This window comes from Desulfocicer vacuolatum DSM 3385 (genome assembly GCF_900176365.1).
Taxonomy (GTDB): Bacteria; Desulfobacterota; Desulfobacteria; order Desulfobacterales; family Desulfobacteraceae; genus Desulfocicer; species Desulfocicer vacuolatum.
The window spans coordinates 1-17,321 of the sequence record NZ_FWXY01000030.1 but is presented as its reverse complement, the minus strand read 5'-3'; the positions used below and the strand labels follow the sequence as shown (position 1 = coordinate 17,321).

12 protein-coding genes are annotated in these 17,321 nt (G+C 48.0%); 8 read left to right on the top strand and 4 right to left on the bottom strand.

Annotated features, from left to right (window positions below):
* Nucleotides 1-464: 464 nt before the first annotated feature.
* Together B9A32_RS18745 and B9A32_RS18735 are read left to right on the top strand one after the other, a co-directional pair.
* On the top strand, nucleotides 465-1,631 hold the full coding sequence (locus tag B9A32_RS18745) for an iron-containing alcohol dehydrogenase (protein ID WP_084071497.1): 1,167 nt from the start codon (nucleotides 465-467) through the stop codon (nucleotides 1,629-1,631).
* A 396-nt stretch (nucleotides 1,632-2,027) separates the two neighbouring features.
* Nucleotides 2,028-3,755: an aldehyde ferredoxin oxidoreductase family protein gene (locus B9A32_RS18735; protein WP_084071495.1), complete on the top strand. Its 1,728-nt coding sequence runs from the start codon at nucleotides 2,028-2,030 to the stop codon at nucleotides 3,753-3,755.
* A gap of 214 nt (nucleotides 3,756-3,969) precedes the next feature.
* Here the strand turns inward: B9A32_RS18735 and B9A32_RS18730 are convergent, their stop codons facing one another.
* The 3 genes from B9A32_RS18730 to B9A32_RS18720 form a co-directional block, all read right to left on the bottom strand.
* Nucleotides 3,970-5,325, bottom strand: coding sequence for a sigma-54-dependent transcriptional regulator (locus tag B9A32_RS18730; protein ID WP_084071494.1), 1,356 nt, complete (start codon nucleotides 5,323-5,325; stop codon nucleotides 3,970-3,972).
* The gene (locus tag B9A32_RS18725) at nucleotides 5,322-6,536 is read right to left on the bottom strand and encodes a PAS domain-containing sensor histidine kinase (protein ID WP_084071493.1); all 1,215 of its coding nucleotides are present in this window, start codon (nucleotides 6,534-6,536) and stop codon (nucleotides 5,322-5,324) included. The genes B9A32_RS18730 and B9A32_RS18725 overlap by 4 nt, the downstream gene beginning before the upstream one ends.
* 271 nt (nucleotides 6,537-6,807) lie before the next feature.
* The gene (locus tag B9A32_RS18720) at nucleotides 6,808-7,950 is read right to left on the bottom strand and encodes an iron-containing alcohol dehydrogenase (RefSeq protein WP_084071492.1); all 1,143 of its coding nucleotides are present in this window, start codon (nucleotides 7,948-7,950) and stop codon (nucleotides 6,808-6,810) included.
* Nucleotides 7,951-8,863: 913 nt separating this feature from the next.
* Here B9A32_RS18720 and B9A32_RS18715 point away from each other — a divergent pair.
* On the top strand, nucleotides 8,864-10,090 hold the full coding sequence (locus B9A32_RS18715) for a DEAD/DEAH box helicase (protein ID WP_084071491.1): 1,227 nt from the start codon (nucleotides 8,864-8,866) through the stop codon (nucleotides 10,088-10,090).
* A 204-nt stretch (nucleotides 10,091-10,294) separates the two neighbouring features.
* Here the strand turns inward: B9A32_RS18715 and B9A32_RS18710 are convergent, their stop codons facing one another.
* Nucleotides 10,295-10,816, bottom strand: coding sequence for an FKBP-type peptidyl-prolyl cis-trans isomerase (locus B9A32_RS18710; RefSeq protein ID WP_084071490.1), 522 nt, complete (start codon nucleotides 10,814-10,816; stop codon nucleotides 10,295-10,297).
* A 479-nt stretch (nucleotides 10,817-11,295) separates the two neighbouring features.
* Between B9A32_RS18710 and B9A32_RS18705 the strand changes: the two genes are divergently transcribed.
* From B9A32_RS18705 to B9A32_RS18685, 5 genes are all read left to right on the top strand, one after another.
* Nucleotides 11,296-11,568, top strand: coding sequence for a DksA/TraR family C4-type zinc finger protein (locus tag B9A32_RS18705; protein WP_084071489.1), 273 nt, complete (start codon nucleotides 11,296-11,298; stop codon nucleotides 11,566-11,568).
* A gap of 74 nt (nucleotides 11,569-11,642) precedes the next feature.
* Complete coding sequence (locus tag B9A32_RS18700; protein ID WP_084071488.1) at nucleotides 11,643-12,542, top strand: glycyl-radical enzyme activating protein; 900 nt, start codon at nucleotides 11,643-11,645, stop codon at nucleotides 12,540-12,542.
* Between the two features lie 2 nt (nucleotides 12,543-12,544).
* Complete coding sequence (gene hypD / locus B9A32_RS18695; RefSeq protein WP_084071487.1) at nucleotides 12,545-14,902, top strand: trans-4-hydroxy-L-proline dehydratase; 2,358 nt, start codon at nucleotides 12,545-12,547, stop codon at nucleotides 14,900-14,902.
* Between the two features lie 299 nt (nucleotides 14,903-15,201).
* Nucleotides 15,202-15,540, top strand: coding sequence for an ArsR/SmtB family transcription factor (locus B9A32_RS18690; RefSeq protein WP_084071486.1), 339 nt, complete (start codon nucleotides 15,202-15,204; stop codon nucleotides 15,538-15,540).
* 285 nt (nucleotides 15,541-15,825) lie between these two features.
* Nucleotides 15,826-16,902, top strand: a complete 1,077-nt coding sequence (locus B9A32_RS18685; RefSeq protein ID WP_084071485.1) for a permease — start codon at nucleotides 15,826-15,828, stop codon at nucleotides 16,900-16,902.
* Nucleotides 16,903-17,321 lie beyond the last annotated feature (419 nt).

Below are 17,321 nucleotides of genomic sequence, written 5' to 3'. Positions count from 1 at the left end.
AGCTATTTATAGCCATGTGAACTCATATGAAATACTCCGCAAATCAGAGGCGTACTTCAAGCTTCGCTGTGGTCAGAGCCAGATCAGAATACGGGCTGCCCATGGCAGCTATAGAAAAATCTGCCGATCAAATTTAAAAAAATATTTTGGGAAAAATGCCCCATCAAAATTAGAAGACGGGTCAAATTGCCCTGTTTAAAAAGGAATTTTATGAAATCTGTTTAGATGTTTTCTTTTTCGTTTGAAAAATTTATTTGTTTTTATCTATTAAAATTAATGCGTTATGGCAATAAGGCTGGTTGTGATTTTTTTTTGTAAAAAAACACTCTATCTGGTCTTTGTATTGCAATGTTAAAGCGAAACGTTCACACAACTGGTCTTGCCCCAGGGGGCGAGTCTTCATTCGTTAACTTAATGCACAGCATGGTTCCATTAAATAACCATGTGCGCAAAGGAGCTTTAACATGTCAAACGGCGAAGCAGTATACGGATTTTTTATTCCCACAGTAACCCTCATGGGCATTGGATCTCACAAGCAATTGGGCGCTCAGATGAAAACCCTTGGCGTAACAAAACCGTTTCTGGTGGCAGACAAGGGAATTACAGCCTGTGGCTTGACCCGGCAGATCTGCGATATGATTAAAGAAGATGTTGGCGTGGATGCCGTTGTGTATGATGACACTGTTCCCAATCCCACAGACAACAATGTTGCACAAGGCCTTAAATTATACCAGGACAGTGGTTGTGACATGATCATTACTTTGGGGGGCGGCAGTGCCCATGACTGTGGTAAGGGTATCGGTATTGTGGCCACCAACGGTGGAACCATCCACGACTACGAAGGCGTTGACCAGTCCACCAAAGCCATGCCTCCCTTCATCGCCATCAACACCACAGCCGGTACCGGCAGCGAAATGACACGGTTTTGCATCATCACCGACACCGGCAGAAAAGTAAAAATGGCCATTGTTGACTGGCGGGTCACCCCCACCATTGCCATTAATGATCCTCTTTTGATGCTTGGCATGCCCTCTTTTCTCACCGCTGCCACAGGTATGGATGCCCTGACCCATTCCGTTGAAGCCTATGTGTCCACCATTGCCACCCCTGTTACGGATGCCTGTGCCATTAAGGCCATTGAGCTGATTGCCGGGAATCTGCGTCAGGCTGTGGCCAATGGCGAAGATGTTGATGCCCGGGATAAAATGGCCTATGCAGAATATCTTGCCGGTATGGCATTTAACAACGCAAGCCTGGGCCATGTCCATGCCATGGCGCATCAATTGGGTGGTTTCTATGATCTTCCCCATGGGGTGTGCAATGCCATTCTCCTGCCCCATGTTTCCCGCTTTAACCTCATTGCCAAACTGGATCGATTTGCTGACATTGCCGTGGCACTGGGGGAAAATATCACAGGACTTTCCACCCGGGAAGCTGCGGAAAAAGCGCTATCTGCCATCCAGACCCTGTCTGCGGATGTGGGAATTCCTGCCAATCTCACAGAGCTTGGTGTAAAAGAGCAGGATCTTGTGGTCATGGCTGAAAATGCCCAGAAAGATGCCTGTGGTGCCACCAACCCCAGAAGACCTTCCCTGGACGATGTTGTAAATATCTATAAAGCTGCATTGTAAGACGATTTTTTGATAACCGCCACTGGCGGACCGCATTCTGACCTCGGTCTGCCCACAATGAAGCTTACATACGTCTCTGATTTGAGGAGTATTTCATATAAACGGGCATCTCCTGGCGGACACAACGAATATTGAAAATGGCATTATGCCGCCGCCCCCCCCGACGGGCAATGGGCCCGGCCCGAAACTGTAGACAGCTTAATTGGCCGGTTCCTATTGCCCGGGGGGAGCTCTGCCGGGGTAAACTTGGAGGCTGCATTGTATATAAAAGCTGCCACGGTCCGCCTGTGGCCAATCATTTACATTATTAAGGCGAATATTTACGTCATTACCAAATAAGACCAAATAAGAGACCGCCGGATTTGTTGTTTTCCGGGTCTGAATAAAAGGAAAAGAATGGGAAAAATACTCAGAATTAATACAAAACAAAGACAATTTGTTTTTGAGGCAGTCCCGGAGTCTCTACAGGGGCTCGGCGGAAGGGCCTTGACCTCTAAAATGATTTTAGATGAAGTGCCTGCCACCTGTCATCCCCTGGGGGAATCAAATAAGCTTGTCCTGGCACCGGGGTTGTTGTCCGGTACGCCTGCAGCCAATTCCGGACGTCTTTCCGTGGGGGGGAAATCCCCCCTCACCGGCGGAATTAAAGAAAGTAATTCCGGGGGGCTCATTTCCCAGAAACTGGCCCGCCTTGGTATTACGGCCCTGGTTTTAGAAGATAAGCCCGAAGATGATAATTATTACATGATCGTGATTAAAAAAGACAGTGTTGCGCTTTTGCCCGCAGATGAATATGTGGGCATGGGCAATTATGAGATCATGGAAAAGCTTTGGGCAAAATATGGGAAAAACACCGGCATCATGAGCATTGGCCAGGCCGGTGAGCAGCGCCTTAAGGCTGCAAGCATGCAACAGGCAGATCCCAAGGGACGACCGGGTCGTGCCGTTGGGCGTGGCGGTTTGGGTGCGGTTATGGGGTCTAAAAAAATAAAGGCCATTGTTGTGGATGACAAGGGCTGCGGCAGAATTCCCCAGGCAGATCCCGAAGCATTTAAAGCAGCCAATAAAGCATGGGTAAAAATTTTAAGGGAACATCCGGTTACCGGGCAGGGCCTTCCCGGCCTTGGCACCGCTGTGCTGGTAAATGTCATCAACGAAGCCGGAGCGTTACCCACCAAAAATTTCAGGACCGGTCGTTTTGAACATGCTCAGGATATCAGCGGTGAAAAAATGGTGGAAAACATGGAAGCCAGGGGGGGCATTGTTTCTGAAGGCTGCCATCCGGGTTGCGTGATTAAATGCTCCCAGGTGTACCATGGTAAAGATGGAAAACAGCTCACCTCCGGATTTGAATATGAAACCCTCTGGGCATTTGGTGCCCACACCATGGTAAAGGATTTGGATGATATCGCCATGATGGATCGCCTGTGCGACGATTATGGCCTGGACACCATTGATACGGGTGTGGCATTGGGGGTTGCCATGGACGGCGGCCTTCTTGAGTGGGGCGACGGCAAGGCATGTATTGAATTGATCCACGAAGTGGCCAAAGGCACGGGAAATGGAAAAATCCTGGGCAACGGCGCTGCATTCACCGGAGATGCCCTGGGGGTTGATCGCATCCCTGTGGTGAAACGCCAGGCCCTTCCGGCCTATGATCCCCGTTCTGTGAAAGGCGTTGGGGTTACCTATGCCACCACTCCCATGGGCGCGGACCACACTGCAGGTTATGGTGTTACTGCCAATATCCTTGGGGTGGGCGGCACGGTTGATCCGCTGAAAAAAGAGGGTCAGGTGGAATTATCCAAAAATCTCCAGGTGGCCACGGCGGCCATTGATGCCGCAGGTCTTTGTCTGTTTGTGGCCTTTGCCGTTCTGGACAACGACAACGGAGTTCAGCTCATTGTGGATATGCTCAATGCCCATTATGGCCTTGATCTGACACCGGATGATGTGGTGGCTTTGGGAATTTCCATCCTTGAAAATGAAAATGAATTTAATCTTAGAGCAGGATTCACCAAAAAGGATGATCAGTTGCCGGAAATGTTCGATAAAGAGTTTGCACCGCACAATACCACATGGGACTTCACCGAAGAAGAGCTCCAGGTGGCCAAAATATTTTAATTTAAGTTGAAGTGATTGTCGTGGTAAATAAATATTTGGTTTGGTGATGTAAATGTTTGGGCAGTGCCTCTCGCCTGTTTGGGGCTGCGCAGCATACCAATGTTATGTGAGTAGATCAAAGCAAGTGAACATGGGGTGCTGACTGAATATTTACCGTGGTAAAGGGGAAAAGGTGGGGAAGAAAATGTGCTATATTTTCTTCCCCATTCTTTTTTCATCTGCTTTCAAAACTTTGCAGTTTTCGATAAAGGGTTTTTCTGCCGATTCCCAGAATTTCCGCAGCCTTACAGCGGTTGTCCTCCACATGGTGCATCACTTTTAAAATATGCTGTTTTTCCAATTCTTTTAAGGAAATAAAGGGAGAAGTGGCAGAAAAATCAGTCATTTGTTCCACCAGTTCCATGGGCAGCCCACGTTCGGTGATGGTGTTGTTTTCTGCCAGAATGCACCCCCTTTCCATGACGTTTCTCAATTCCCGGACATTGCCGGGCCAGTCATAGGCCATGAGACAGGCCATGGCATTGGGAGAAATTTTATAGGGTTCATCCCCGGGACTCAAATGGGACAGAAAATAGTCCACCAGCACAGGAAGCTCCTCTTTTCTCTGGCGCAGGGGTAAAATTTTCAGGGTAAATACGTTGAGCCGATGGAAAAGCGCTTCGTTAAAGCGTCCCTGTGCCACCTCTTCTTTAAGATCTCTGTTTGTGGCAAACATAAATCGTATATCCACTTTGATTTCATTTTTATCCCCCACCGGCCGGAAGGTCTGGTTCTCCATGACCCGCAGCAATGAGGCTTGGACGCCCACGGAAAGTTCCCCGATTTCATCCAGAAATAAAGTTCCTTTGTCTGACATGGCCAGAAGACCGTTACGGGATTTTTCTGCGCCGGTAAATGCTCCTTTACAGTATCCAAACAGCTCACTTCGAATCAACTCCTCCTGGAGGGTGGCACAGTTCTTGGTGATAAGGGGCTGGTCCGCCCGAAGGCTCTGGGAATGAAGCTGCCGGGCCACCACATTTTTCCCGGTGCCGCTTTCTCCGGTGATGAGTACCGGCACCGATGTGGGGGCTACTTTGTCAATGAGGTAGCGAATTTGATCTGTGGCAGCCGAGTGCCCCACAATGAGTCTGGGGGCTTTTCTCTTTTGTTCCATCCCCTGGCGTTTCAGGACCTGCTCTCTTTTGAGCCTTACCTTCTGGTAGGCTTTTTCCACAACAAGTTCCAGCCGATCCAGATCAAAGGGTTTGGTAATGTAATCATAGGCACCGATTTTCATGGCATTTACGGCATCATCCACATCCGCATATCCTGTGATCAGAATAATCTGTACAGCCAGAATGGATTCCTGGAAACGGCTCATGAGCTCAATGCCGTTGGCATCGGGCAGATTAATATCCAGGATGATGATGTCAAAGCTGTCTTTTGCCACAGTTGCCAAGGCCTCTGCCGCTGTGCCCGCTGTGGTGATATTGCGCCGGGGCGAGGCCATTTCTTTTTGTAAAAGTCTTCGGATGGATTTTTCATCGTCCACCACCAGAATTTTCATGCCATCGTCTGTGGATGTCATGACATCACCTCATCGGGGTGTGGAAGGATCATGGTGAAAACCGCGCCTTCTTTTTTATTACTTTTCACAAGGAGCTCTCCCTGGTGTTGTCGGATAATATTGTAGCAGGTGGAAAGACCAATGCCAATGCCCTGCCCAATGGGTTTGGTGGTAAAAAAGGGATCAAACAGCTGATCCATGATTTCAGGATCAATGCCGCAGCCATCGTCCTCAATGGAAAAGATTATTTGATTTTCCTTTTGGTAAAGACGCAGTTCAAGGAAACCTTGTCCATCAACGGCATCAAGGGAATTGCAGATAAGATTGAGAATCACCTGTTTGAGTTCCGCTGCATTTCCCATGATATGGGGGATATTTTTTTCTGCTTTCAATGTAATGGCCACCTGGGGATTTTCCTTAAAACGATGATGCAAAAGCCTTAATACCCCTGTGACAATTCGTTTCAGATTCAGGGAGGTAAAATCCACCTTTTTTCTGGGGCTGAAGGTTAAAAGCCCCTGGACAATATCACGGCATCGATCACACTCGGTGAGAATGGTGTCTATGTATTCCGTAAAATCCTCCATAAGTGCCTGGTTTTCTTCTGTATCCTGCAGGTTTTTGTTCAGTATGGGCAATCTTCTTTGCAGCCCCTTGGTAAATCCGCTGATGGAGGTTAAGGGATTGTTGATTTCATGGGCCACCCCGGCAGCCAGGGCACCCACTGTGGCCATTTTTTTAGAATGGCTGTATTTTGATTGGTACTCTTTTTCCCGGGTGACATCCCGCATTAAAACAAGAAATCTAAAGGCCTTTTTTTTGGCATCCCGCAGGGGAGATACCGTGACATCAAATTGATAATGCTTGTCTTCTATGTCAAGGGCCATGGTTTTTCTGCACACTTTATTTGTTTGCCGGGCTTTGGAAATGGGGCAGTCGCTACAGGGACAGTCCCGTTTTTTGAAAATTTCATAGCAGAAATGTCCCCTGGGACTGGCATGCTTAAAAACAGTGGAAAAAAGGTCGTTTGTGGAAATAATGGTAAAATTGGCAGAAAGAATCACCATGACATCGGAAATACCGCCAAAAATAGCCTCAAGTTTCCGCTGCTTTCGTTCTAATTTTCGATTGGTGGCCTGGAGTTTGGCCATGTTTTTTTTGACTTCTCCAAAAAAACCAAGTTTGGTGTACTCCAGCCCGATGATATCTTCCAGAGTTGTGGGCTTATTCATAATATCGTTTCCCGGTCATGCTTCCGGACCTAATTTTTTTGGTAGTCCTGCACCGAGGTGATGATGCCTCTTTTGTCAATGTATCTCAAACACCGGGGCCATGGCGTGGACTGAGAACCTTAGATTGAAATCATCATATAAATGCAGGACTACCATTTTTTTATATGAAATACTCCGAAAATTTAAGGCGTATTTCAAGCTTTGTTGTGGGCAGAGCCGGATAAAATAAGGTCTGCCCGTGGCGGTTGTAAAAATGACGGTGTTTGCCGGATTACCAGGCATCGTGGCAGATGCTCATCATATCTTCTGCGTCGGCTTCCCGGGGATTACTGAGCAGACACGAATCAAAGGTGGCCATTTCGCATATCTGGGGAATTTTTGAACGTTCCGGGACAATGTCCCGTAACCGTGTGCTCACCCCAAGACTTTTAAAATAGTTCTCAAGGGCTTCAATCCCGGCCAGGGCCGTGGCTTCCGGGGAGCCCATGGAACCGCCGATCATTACCTTGCCGATTTCTGCCAGTTTATCAACGCATTTGGGCAGGTTGTAGCGCATGACACTGGGCAGTAAAATGGGGTGGATAATGCCGTGCAAGACATCAAGTACCCCCCCCAGTGTGTGGGCCAGGGCATGGTCAATGCCAAGACTTGCATTGCTAAAAGCCATGGCTGCAGAAGTGCCGGCAATGCTAAGCTGTTCCAGGTTGGCAAGGCTGTTGTCTTCCAGGGTCAGGGGAAGATATTTCATGATCAGTTCAATGGCCCGCAGGGAGTGCACTTCCGTCAGGGGAAATGCAAGTCTGGAAACATGGGCTTCCACAGCATGGGACAGGGCATCCACAGCCGCTGCTATGATCAGATCCCTTGGTTTAGTGGTCAGCAGGGTGGGGTCAATGATGGAGACATTGGGAACCAGGGTACGGCTGATGATGGACATTTTTACCTGGCGTTCCATATCCGTTATAATGGCAAACTGGGAAACATCCGATCCGCTGCTGGCAGTGGAGGGCATGAACACCATGGGCGGAAGGGGTTTTTGGATACGGTTGGCCCCCTCGTAATCATGAACCCGGCCCCCGTTGCTGGTAACAAGGGCGATTCCCTTGGCTGCATCCATGGGGCTGCCGCCCCCCAGGGCAAATACCACGTCACATCCATGTTTTTCATAAAGCCGTGCCCCTTCTTCAATCTGTGAGTCCCTGGGGTTGGAGGATATATCAGAATAGTAAACCCATTTAAGTTTTTCATGGTCAAAAATGTCAAAAACGGCATCCACCCATCCTGTACTTTCAAGACCGGGATCAGATACAAAAAAAATCTTTTTTGCCCCCAGGCGCCTTGCACACACACCGGCATATTTCATGCTGTTCCGGCCCAGAAAGATTTCCGGTACGGAAAATTTCAGTATTCCCACGCCACTCCTTTTATTTGTCCTTTTTGGGGTTGATCATAACGTGGGCCATCTTGTGATAAAATTTTAGCTGCAAAAGTTAATATCTATAATTACAGTGCTTTGTGGATAATAAAATTTTATTTCACCTATAGTGGCCCAGTTTATGACCAAGCCCTCCTTTTTATTTTTTTCATGACCCGGTTTGTTGGAGGCTATCCTGGATAGGCCTGTAATATTATCTTTTTGATAACAACAACGGTCGTACCTCGTTTTGAACTTGGTCCATCCACAGTAAAGCTTGAAAAATTTTCTATTTTACCGGGCGTTTCCTAAAAAAATATATGTTTTAACGGCACTAAGATTATTTATAATGGTATTATGCCGCATTTGAGGACTCTTGCACACTACCTTTAATTAGATGTCACCGCGTTGTTTGTCAAGTAAAAGCCTATTATTATAGGGCTTTCTCTGTTTATCATAGTAAATGATCGCCTGGGATTCCATTTTTATTTATTTGGGCCTGTTTGCCTGATATTTGATTTACTGAGCAGTCCCAAACAAACGCACATAGGGTACTGATGAGATTTTACATTACCAACCCGAACATTTATTTTTTCATGAGTCCGAAGTTCTCATTTCTCATACCACATGGGATATATTTAATTTTAAAGGAATAGATTATGTGGCGTCAAACTGGAGAGCTTATGACTGGCGAGTTATTTTGGATATCGGTGTTTAAAAAAAATAAATAGTGGTTTTTAAATAATTTTGTATTTTAAAATTTTCAGGTGTGTTATTATACTCTTTTTCTTTAGCACCTCCCAGTCAGTGCCTGCAGTGTCGCGGTTATTCCAACCTCAATTCATGCAATAATATTTATTTCGCCTGGACTGGCCCACCATGGTGGGGGGGCGGATTCAGGATTATACTATATATGTCATTTGAAAAATTTGGCCTCAGGGCCGAACTGTTACGTGCCGTTGCCGCCGAGGGCTACAAAGTCCCCACCCCTATTCAGGATCGAGCAATTCCGGCCATTCTCAAAAGAAAAGATGTGCTTGCCGGAGCACAGACCGGTACCGGTAAAACAGCGGCCTTTGGCCTGCCCGTTCTTCAGCTTCTGGATCGTACCAGGGGAAAAGGATGTTCACCCAGATGTCTGGTGCTGGCCCCCACCCGGGAGCTGGCAGCCCAAGTCCATGCCAATATTGAAAGCCTGGGACGGGGTCTGTCTTTAAAGTCCACTGTGGTGTTTGGCGGAGTGGGGATTAATCCCCAGATTGATCGCCTTCGCCGGGGCGTGGATATCATGGTGGCCACACCGGGACGCCTTTTGGACCATGCCGGACGAAAAACCCTGGATCTTTCCCGGGTGGAAATTCTTGTGCTGGACGAAGCGGATCGCATGCTGGACATGGGTTTTATCCATGATATCAGAAAAGTATTAAAACTTTTGCCGAAACGTCGTCAGAACATGCTTTTTTCCGCCACCTATTCTACAGATATTAAACGGCTTGCCGATTCCCTTTTGAATTCACCGGAAATCATTGAGGTGTCAGCCTCCAATAAAGCCGCAGACGGTGTTTCCCAGACTGTTTATCCCGTGGCAAGAACCCAGAAACGGCAATTGCTTTCCACTTTGATCAGAACCGGAGAGTGGAACAAGGTACTGGTGTTTACCCGCACCAAGCATGGTGCCAACCGTTTGACCAAACAGTTGATCCAGGACGGTATTGGTGCGGCGGCCATCCACGGCAACAAGAGTCAGACGGCCCGGACCCGGGCCCTGGCCGATTTTAAGAGTGAAAAAATCAGAACCCTTGTGGCAACGGATATTGCAGCAAGGGGACTTGACATTGATATGTTGCCCCATGTGGTCAATTTTGATTTGCCCAATGTGCCGGAAGATTATGTCCATCGCATTGGCCGCACCGGACGGGCCGGTGCCACGGGTATGGCATTGTCACTGGTGTGCCGGGATGAGCAAAAACAGTTAAAAGATATCCAGCGGCTGCTCAAGCACGATATCCCTGTTACGATGATGGATGGATTTGAACTGGAAAAGGCCGGAGCAACGCCTCGGCCGGCTGCACGTCCCCGGACCAATTCCCGGAGAAAGGGTTACCAAGGTAGATCCAATGCTCCACGGGCCCGGCGTTAGTTTGTGAACTGAGCCGGATCAAAATGATATCCAGGTTCAACGCACATCAGAAAGAATATTTAATGATCAAGTCCCTGGGGAATGCGTTTTGATCCTTTCAGGACTTGATCATGAATAAATTTAAAAAAGCTGCACCGGACAAGGCTTTCCCGGGTTTTGACTTTCAAGGAAGCGTTTTAAACGGTGTGGCTTTTTGGGTGTGCATCAGTCACCACAGCCGCAGTCACATCCACAACCCTTGTCTGTATCACATCCGCTGTCGCATCCAGTGCCACATTGCTGAACATCCGGTTCCAGGCCCATCTCTTCAATTTCAATGTCAAATACCAAAGTTTTGCCTGCCAGAAAATGGTTGACGTCCATTTTAATGGCCTTTTCCCCTACTTCTGCCACTGTGGCCATGGCTGGATTGCCATTGGGATCGGTGAGCTGCAGCTGCATTCCCACTTCCAATGTCATCTCTTCCGGTACGGACTCTGCCGGAATTTCAATGATTCTGTTTTCGTCCCGCAGGCCATATCCATCTTCCGGTGGGATGGTGACGCTTTTTTTGTCGCCCACGGCCATGCCCACAACCGCCTGATCAAATCCTTTGATCAGCTGGCCTGTTCCCACGGTGAATTTCAGCCCTTCCCGACCCTCTGAAGTGTCAAAAATTTCACCATTTTCAAATTTACCTGTGTAAGCGACTCTGATCGTATCTCCGGATTTGATTGTATCCGTCATTATGTTGGGTTCTCCCGGGTTTAAATGTGTGGTGACAAGCTGCCTTAAATCAGGCAGATGCCCCTTAAAAAAAGGGCTCGAGCGCACTGTCAGCCACTTGAAAAATGGTTCTTTGTGCGATCAAGCCCGAAAAAAAATATAAATTTCATTATAACAGATAAACACCCGGGTAGAAAGTTGTTTTTAATATTCTTTTAAGTTGGCCAGGCTTGGGTGAATATGAGATAATGTCTGGATATATTACTTTCTCAACTTTCGGTGTTCGCATTTCGTGGTGGGGTCAGGCTTTCGTTATTGACATTATCGAGGTTTTTTTCGTTGGCAAAGGCCTTGGTCGATAACATCAATAACAAAAGCCTGACCCCGTCGGTACACTGAGCCCATCGGTACATTTAAAAATGCCGGCTTTGAAATGAAGCCCGAAAGTTGAGTTACTTTAATTATGACCATTTATTCAAGCAACAGATGGGTGATAAATTATGGCTGTGGGATGGGCCCGGGACGGGGCGGTACAAGAGCAAATAGATGCAAGTGTTAATGATGCGGTAACATTGGCAAGGAGCCGATTACCCCGGGCGGGAGAGGAAGAGATAACCCATTGTGAAGCCTGTGATGAACCCATACCCGAGGCCCGGCAAAGGGCCATCCCCGGGGTTCGTCTGTGTATCAACTGCCAGTCAGAACTGGAAAAACACCAGAGCGCACAAACCGGATTTAACCGACGTGGCAGTAAAGACAGTCAGTTACGGTGACACCTCTCCTCTTAAATTAAAAATTCAGAAGCATACTTCTTGGTAAAAAATTAAAAAAAAGATGGGATGACGGCATGGGACGTATCTTTGCCATAAAAAAATATGCCATCCATGATGGCCCCAACATCAGGACAACCGTGTTCTTCAAAGGCTGCCCCTTGCGGTGCGCCTGGTGCCACAATCCAGAGGGGATCTCTTTATTCATTGACAGAATCTGGATAAAAAATAAGTGTATCGCTTGTGGCCAATGCCTGGATGAGTGCATCTCCGGGGCATTGTTCCTTAAAAATGGAGAAATTATAAGGGATGGGGAGCGTTGCGTTGCGTGCGGCCATTGTGTTGATATCTGTCCGGCCCTGGCCCATGAATCCACCGGTCGGGAGGCAGATGTCAATGTCATCATGGAAGAGATCAAAAAAGATATTGTGTTTTATGATCAATCCGGGGGCGGGGTCACCTTTTCCGGGGGAGAGCCCCTTTATCAGCCCCATTTGTTGCTGGAACTCCTGACGGTGTGCAAAAAATCAGGTATCCACAGAGCAGTTGATACCTGTGTCCATGCAAAAGCAGAGCTGGTGAAAGACGTGGCTGCATTGACAGATCTTTTTCTTGTGGACATTAAACATATGGACAGTGATGTTCATGAAAAATTCACTGGAGTGTCCAATGGATTGATCCTTGAGAATATCCGCCTTCTTGCCCGGATGGATAAAGAGATCCGGTTTCGCATCCCTTTGATTGAAGGGGTGAACAGTGATCCTGAAAATATTGAAAAAACAGGCAGGTTCATTGCCGGGGTTGCACCGGAAAGCCGGGTGGATCTTCTTGTTTATCATGAAATGGCATCATCAAAATATGATAAACTGGGAATGCCCCTGTCACCTTTTACTTTCAGGAAACCCAAGGGAAAAGATATAAAAAGATGTGTTGAACAGCTTGAGAGACTGGGGTTAAGGGTCTTCAAGGGAGGATAATCATGAACACCAGAATTGAATATTTAAGAGAGCAAAGCTTTAATGCAACACCTTTTATTTCCATTGAACGTGCCCTTTTAGAGACCCGGTTTTACCGGGAAAATGCCGGTAAATATTCCCTGCCCGTGCTCCGGGCCAGATTTTTTAAAAAACTTTGTGAAGAAAAAACACTTTATATTGGAGACAAAGAGCTCATTGTGGGGGAACGGGGACCCGGCCCCAAGGCCGTTCCCACCTTTCCTGAACTCACCTGCCACAGCACAGCTGACCTTGAGACTCTAAGGCAGCGCCCCATGACCCGTTATCGGGTGAATCCGGCCGATATCAAGACCTATGGAGAATCGGTGATCCCCTATTGGAAGGGACGTTCCATCCGGGACAGAATTTTCAACAATGTGCCCCAAGACTGGAAAAATGCTTATAAAGCAGGTCTTTTCACAGAATTTATGGAACAACGGGCCCCTGGACACACGGCCCTGGACGGCAGAATTTATGGGCTTGGCATGGCGGATTTTAAGGCTAAAATACAGGAACAGATCAATGTGCTGGATTATATTAATGATCCCAAGGCCCCGGATCGGTTTGAAACGCTGCACGCCATGGAAATTGCCTGTGATGCTGTGATTATGTTTGCCCGCCGCCACGCTGATCTGGCAAAAAAGATGGCAAACAAAGCATCTGATACGATGCGAAAACAGGAATTGTTGGAAATCGCCCGGGTTTGTAAACGGGTTCCGGAGCATGCCCCGCAGACTTTCCATGAGGCAATCCAGATGTACTGGTTTGTTCATCTGGGCACCATCACGGAACTTAATGGATGGGATGCCATGTCTCCGGGTCACCTGGACCAGCATCTGGCCCCTTTTTATGAAAAAGAGCTGGCAGATGGAAGCATTGACAGAGAACGTGCCAAGGAGCTGCTGGCCTGTCTTTGGATAAAAATCAACAACCACACGGCTCCGCCAAAGGTGGGGGTGACTGCCAGGGAGAGCGGTACTTACAATGATTTTACCCAGATCAACCTGGGTGGGCTGAAACCCGACGGCACCGACGGCAGCTCTGAGGTCTCTTTCATTGCCCTGGAGGTGGCAGATGAGCTGTCTCTGCTGCAACCCCAGCCGTCGGTGCACATCAGCGTCAAAACCCCGGATCGGCTGTTGGATGCTGCCACCCGGGTGATCCGTAAAGGGTATGGCTATCCATCTGTGTTTAACACCGATACCGTGATCATGGAACAGGTGGGCATGGGAAAAACCATTGAAGACGCAAGGGAGGGGGGCACCAGCGGCTGTATCGAAACCGGGGCCTTTGGCAAGGAAGCCTATATCCTCACCGGGTATCTCAATGTGCCCAAAATTCTGGAGATCACCCTGAACAATGGTGTGGACCCCCTTACAGGAAAGATGGTGGGCATTGACACCGGAGATCCTGGAACCTTTAAAAGTTATGACGAGCTGTATGGGGCGTTCCAACATCAGCTGGCGCACATCGTGGATTTGAAAATCGCAGTGAACAACTATATTGAGCGGATGTATGCCAGGTATTGCCCGGCACCCCTGCTTTCTGTGCTCATTGAGGGATGCATTGAAAAAGGACGGGATTACTACGACGGTGGCCCGAAATATAACACAAACTACATCCAGTGTTGCGGCATCGGCACGGTGACCGACAGCCTTTCTGCCATTAAAACCCATGTGTTTGATCATGGCTCTGTTACCATGGATGCGCTTTTGAAAGCCCTTTTAAATAATTTTAAGGGGGCTGAGGCCCTTCGCCTGAAACTCTGGAACCGGACCCCTTTTTTCGGCAATGATGACAACAGGGCTGATACCATCATGCAGCAGGTTTATCACAGCCTTTTGAAAACCATTGACGGCAGACCCAACACCAAGGGCACCTGTTATCGGTTAAACATGCTCTCCACCACCTGCCATGTCTATTTTGGAAAAATGCTGGGGGCCACCCCCAATGGCCGAAAGGCCCATACCCCCCAATCCGACGGCACCTCACCCTCCCACGGTGCCGACCGCAACGGTCCCACCGCCGTTATCAACTCTCTGGCCAAGATGGACCAGGTAAGATCCGGCGGGACCCTGCTCAATCAGCGATTTTTACCATCTGTGCTTTCAACGGACAAAGATCTTAAGAAAATGGCCGGACTGATTCGAACCTATTTTGGCCTTGGGGGGCATCATATTCAGTTTAATGTGATGGATACAAAAACCCTCCGATCAGCCCAGCAGACCCCGGATGCGTACCGCAATTTACTGGTTCGGGTGGCAGGCTACAGCGATTATTTTGTGGATTTGGATAAAGATCACCAGGAAGAAATTATCAGCAGAACGGCCCAGGCCCTGTAGAAATGTTTGAAGTGTTCATCGCCATTATTGTCATCATCATCCTGACAAGCTCAACGCACTCGTCTTGTTTTAAATTAGTTCATCGCCATTATTGTCATCATCATCCCATGGCTTCCCTGGTGAGCATTCCAGAAAATTTTGATTGTTTGAGAGTCTGTTTTTTAACAGGCTCTCATGGTTAAATTGTCCCCTTTTCTCTTTTGAACTTTTTTTAGCATATTCCGGTGCTTTTTGAATTTCTTGTGTTGACAGACTTCTTTTGTGGTTATATATTCCAAAAAAAGAATATGAGGGGAAATATGAAATTATTTGTTGATGTAAGCAAGGCAATGTCCGATCCCAACCGGGTAAAAATTTTAAAAATGCTCCAGCACAAGGTGATGTGTGTGTGTGAAATCACCGGCGCCCTGGGCCTGGCCCAGCCCACGGTGTCAAAACATCTGAAAGTGCTGGAGGGGGCAGGGCTTGTGACTTCTTCCCGGGATGAAAAATGGGTGAATTATTCCTTGGCAGACGGAAGTTTTAGCCCCTATGCAGCCACCTTTCTTGGGAATCTGCGTCACTGGATGGAGGATGATCCGGAAATAAAGGCGTTGATATCGTCCCTGCCCCTTATCCGGCGGGAGAATATCTGCTGACATTGCTCACCCTGTAGTTCCGTCAACCACAAAAACAGTATAACTGCCACGGGCAGACCGTATTTTGATCCGATGCTGCCCACAACAAAGCTTGAAATATCCCCCCGGTTTGCGGAGTATTTCAGATATATTATAATACACCACAAAAAAACGGGATGTTTATATGTAATCAAATAGATATATGGCTATTTGTAGATTTAATGTGCCCGAATTTCAGACATAATTCCCATAACGCCTGGCAAATATCCAGGCGTTTATGGTCAAGGTTAAATTTTGGAGAACAACATGACAGATCAAATCACAGCCAATGGCAATCAGACCACTTCTTCCCGGGCGGCAAATCGTCCATTATATCTTTATGCGGCGGCTGCAGCAGTGGGTATTTATCTTTGGTGGATCATCTACGGCAAGCTGGCATCCGTGTCTGCATGGCTCACCTATGGCCTTTTTGGCATTGAAAAAGGCTCCCACCTGGGGGCATCCATTGAATTTTTTTTCTATGATACCCCGAAAGTGATGATGCTGCTCTTTCTTGTGGTGTTCGGGGTGGGGATTATCCGAAGTTTTTTTACCCCGGAAAAAACCCGTGCCATGTTATCCGGGCGCAGTGAGTTTGCCGGTAATGTCATGGCGGCCCTGCTGGGCATTGTCACCCCTTTTTGTTCCTGTTCTGCTGTGCCGCTGTTCATCGGATTTGTCACCGCCGGAGTGCCGCTTGGAGTGACGTTTTCCTTTCTTATTGCAGCGCCCATGGTCAATGAGATTGCCCTGGGATTGCTGTACGGTCTTCTGGGCTGGAAGGTGGCGGCCATTTACATGGGGACTGGTTTGTTTGTGGCCATTGGGGCTGGATGGGCCATTGGCCGCATGGGACTTGAAAATCACATCGAAGACTGGGTCACTGCCGTAAAAGTTCAGGATGGAACCATGGAAGATGAAAAACTGACCTGGCCGGATCGTGTTGTATATGGATGGGAAGCGGTAAAAGAAATCATCGGCCGGGTGTGGATCTATGTCATCATCGGCATTGGTGTTGGGGCGGGCATCCACGGGTTTGTGCCCCAGGATCTCATGGCTTCCATCATGGGCAAGGGGTCGTGGTGGTCCGTGCCCCTGGCTGTTACCATTGGGGTTCCCATGTATTCCAATGCCGCCGGGATTATTCCCGTGGTGGAGGCGTTGCTGGGAAAGGGTGCAGCCCTTGGTACGGTGCTGGCATTTATGATGAGTGTCATTGCCCTGTCTTTGCCTGAAATGGTTATTTTGCGAAAGGTGTTAAAACCCCGTCTCATTGCTGTGTTTATTGGTGTGGTGGGCCTGGGAATTTTATTGGTGGGATATTTGTTTAATGTGATTATATAACTGCCACGGGCAGACCGTATTCTGGCCTCGGCCTGTTCACAACAAAACTTGAAATACACCCCAGATCTGCGAGGCATTTGATATAACGGGCATCTCCTGTAGGACACAACAAATATAGGGTCGTAGACGCGGAGCCAAATGGTATTATACCGCCGCCCCCCGACGGGCAATGGTCCCGGACCGGAACTGTAGACAGCTCAATTGTCCGGTTCCTATTGCCCGTCGGGGGGCGGCTCTGCCTTAGGTTATCTTGGAGGCTGCATTGTATATAACGGCCATGATGCGCTGCATCACAACAAATAATGAAAGTCTATTATAAAAACACCTAACCTGGACAAGCCAGAACCAAAAAGGTTTTGTTGAATCACCATTCGCGGTATAATGATTCCCATAACATACAAATGCGAAAGGAGGTCAAT

Excerpts from the sequence above, each read along its gene's own strand:
- B9A32_RS18745 (WP_084071497.1), top strand. The coding sequence starts at position 465 with ATGTCAAACGGCGAAGCAGTATACGGATTTTTTATTCCCACAGTAACC.
- B9A32_RS18735 (WP_084071495.1), top strand. The coding sequence starts at position 2,028 with ATGGGAAAAATACTCAGAATTAATACAAAACAAAGACAATTTGTTTTT.
- B9A32_RS18730 (WP_084071494.1), bottom strand. The coding sequence starts at position 5,325 with ATGACATCCACAGACGATGGCATGAAAATTCTGGTGGTGGACGATGAA.
- B9A32_RS18725 (WP_084071493.1), bottom strand. The coding sequence starts at position 6,536 with ATGAATAAGCCCACAACTCTGGAAGATATCATCGGGCTGGAGTACACC.
- B9A32_RS18715 (WP_084071491.1), top strand. The coding sequence starts at position 8,864 with ATGTCATTTGAAAAATTTGGCCTCAGGGCCGAACTGTTACGTGCCGTT.
- B9A32_RS18710 (WP_084071490.1), bottom strand. The coding sequence starts at position 10,816 with ATGACGGATACAATCAAATCCGGAGATACGATCAGAGTCGCTTACACA.
- B9A32_RS18705 (WP_084071489.1), top strand. The coding sequence starts at position 11,296 with ATGGCTGTGGGATGGGCCCGGGACGGGGCGGTACAAGAGCAAATAGAT.
- B9A32_RS18700 (WP_084071488.1), top strand. The coding sequence starts at position 11,643 with ATGGGACGTATCTTTGCCATAAAAAAATATGCCATCCATGATGGCCCC.
- hypD (WP_084071487.1), top strand. The coding sequence starts at position 12,545 with ATGAACACCAGAATTGAATATTTAAGAGAGCAAAGCTTTAATGCAACA.
- B9A32_RS18690 (WP_084071486.1), top strand. The coding sequence starts at position 15,202 with ATGAAATTATTTGTTGATGTAAGCAAGGCAATGTCCGATCCCAACCGG.
- B9A32_RS18685 (WP_084071485.1), top strand. The coding sequence starts at position 15,826 with ATGACAGATCAAATCACAGCCAATGGCAATCAGACCACTTCTTCCCGG.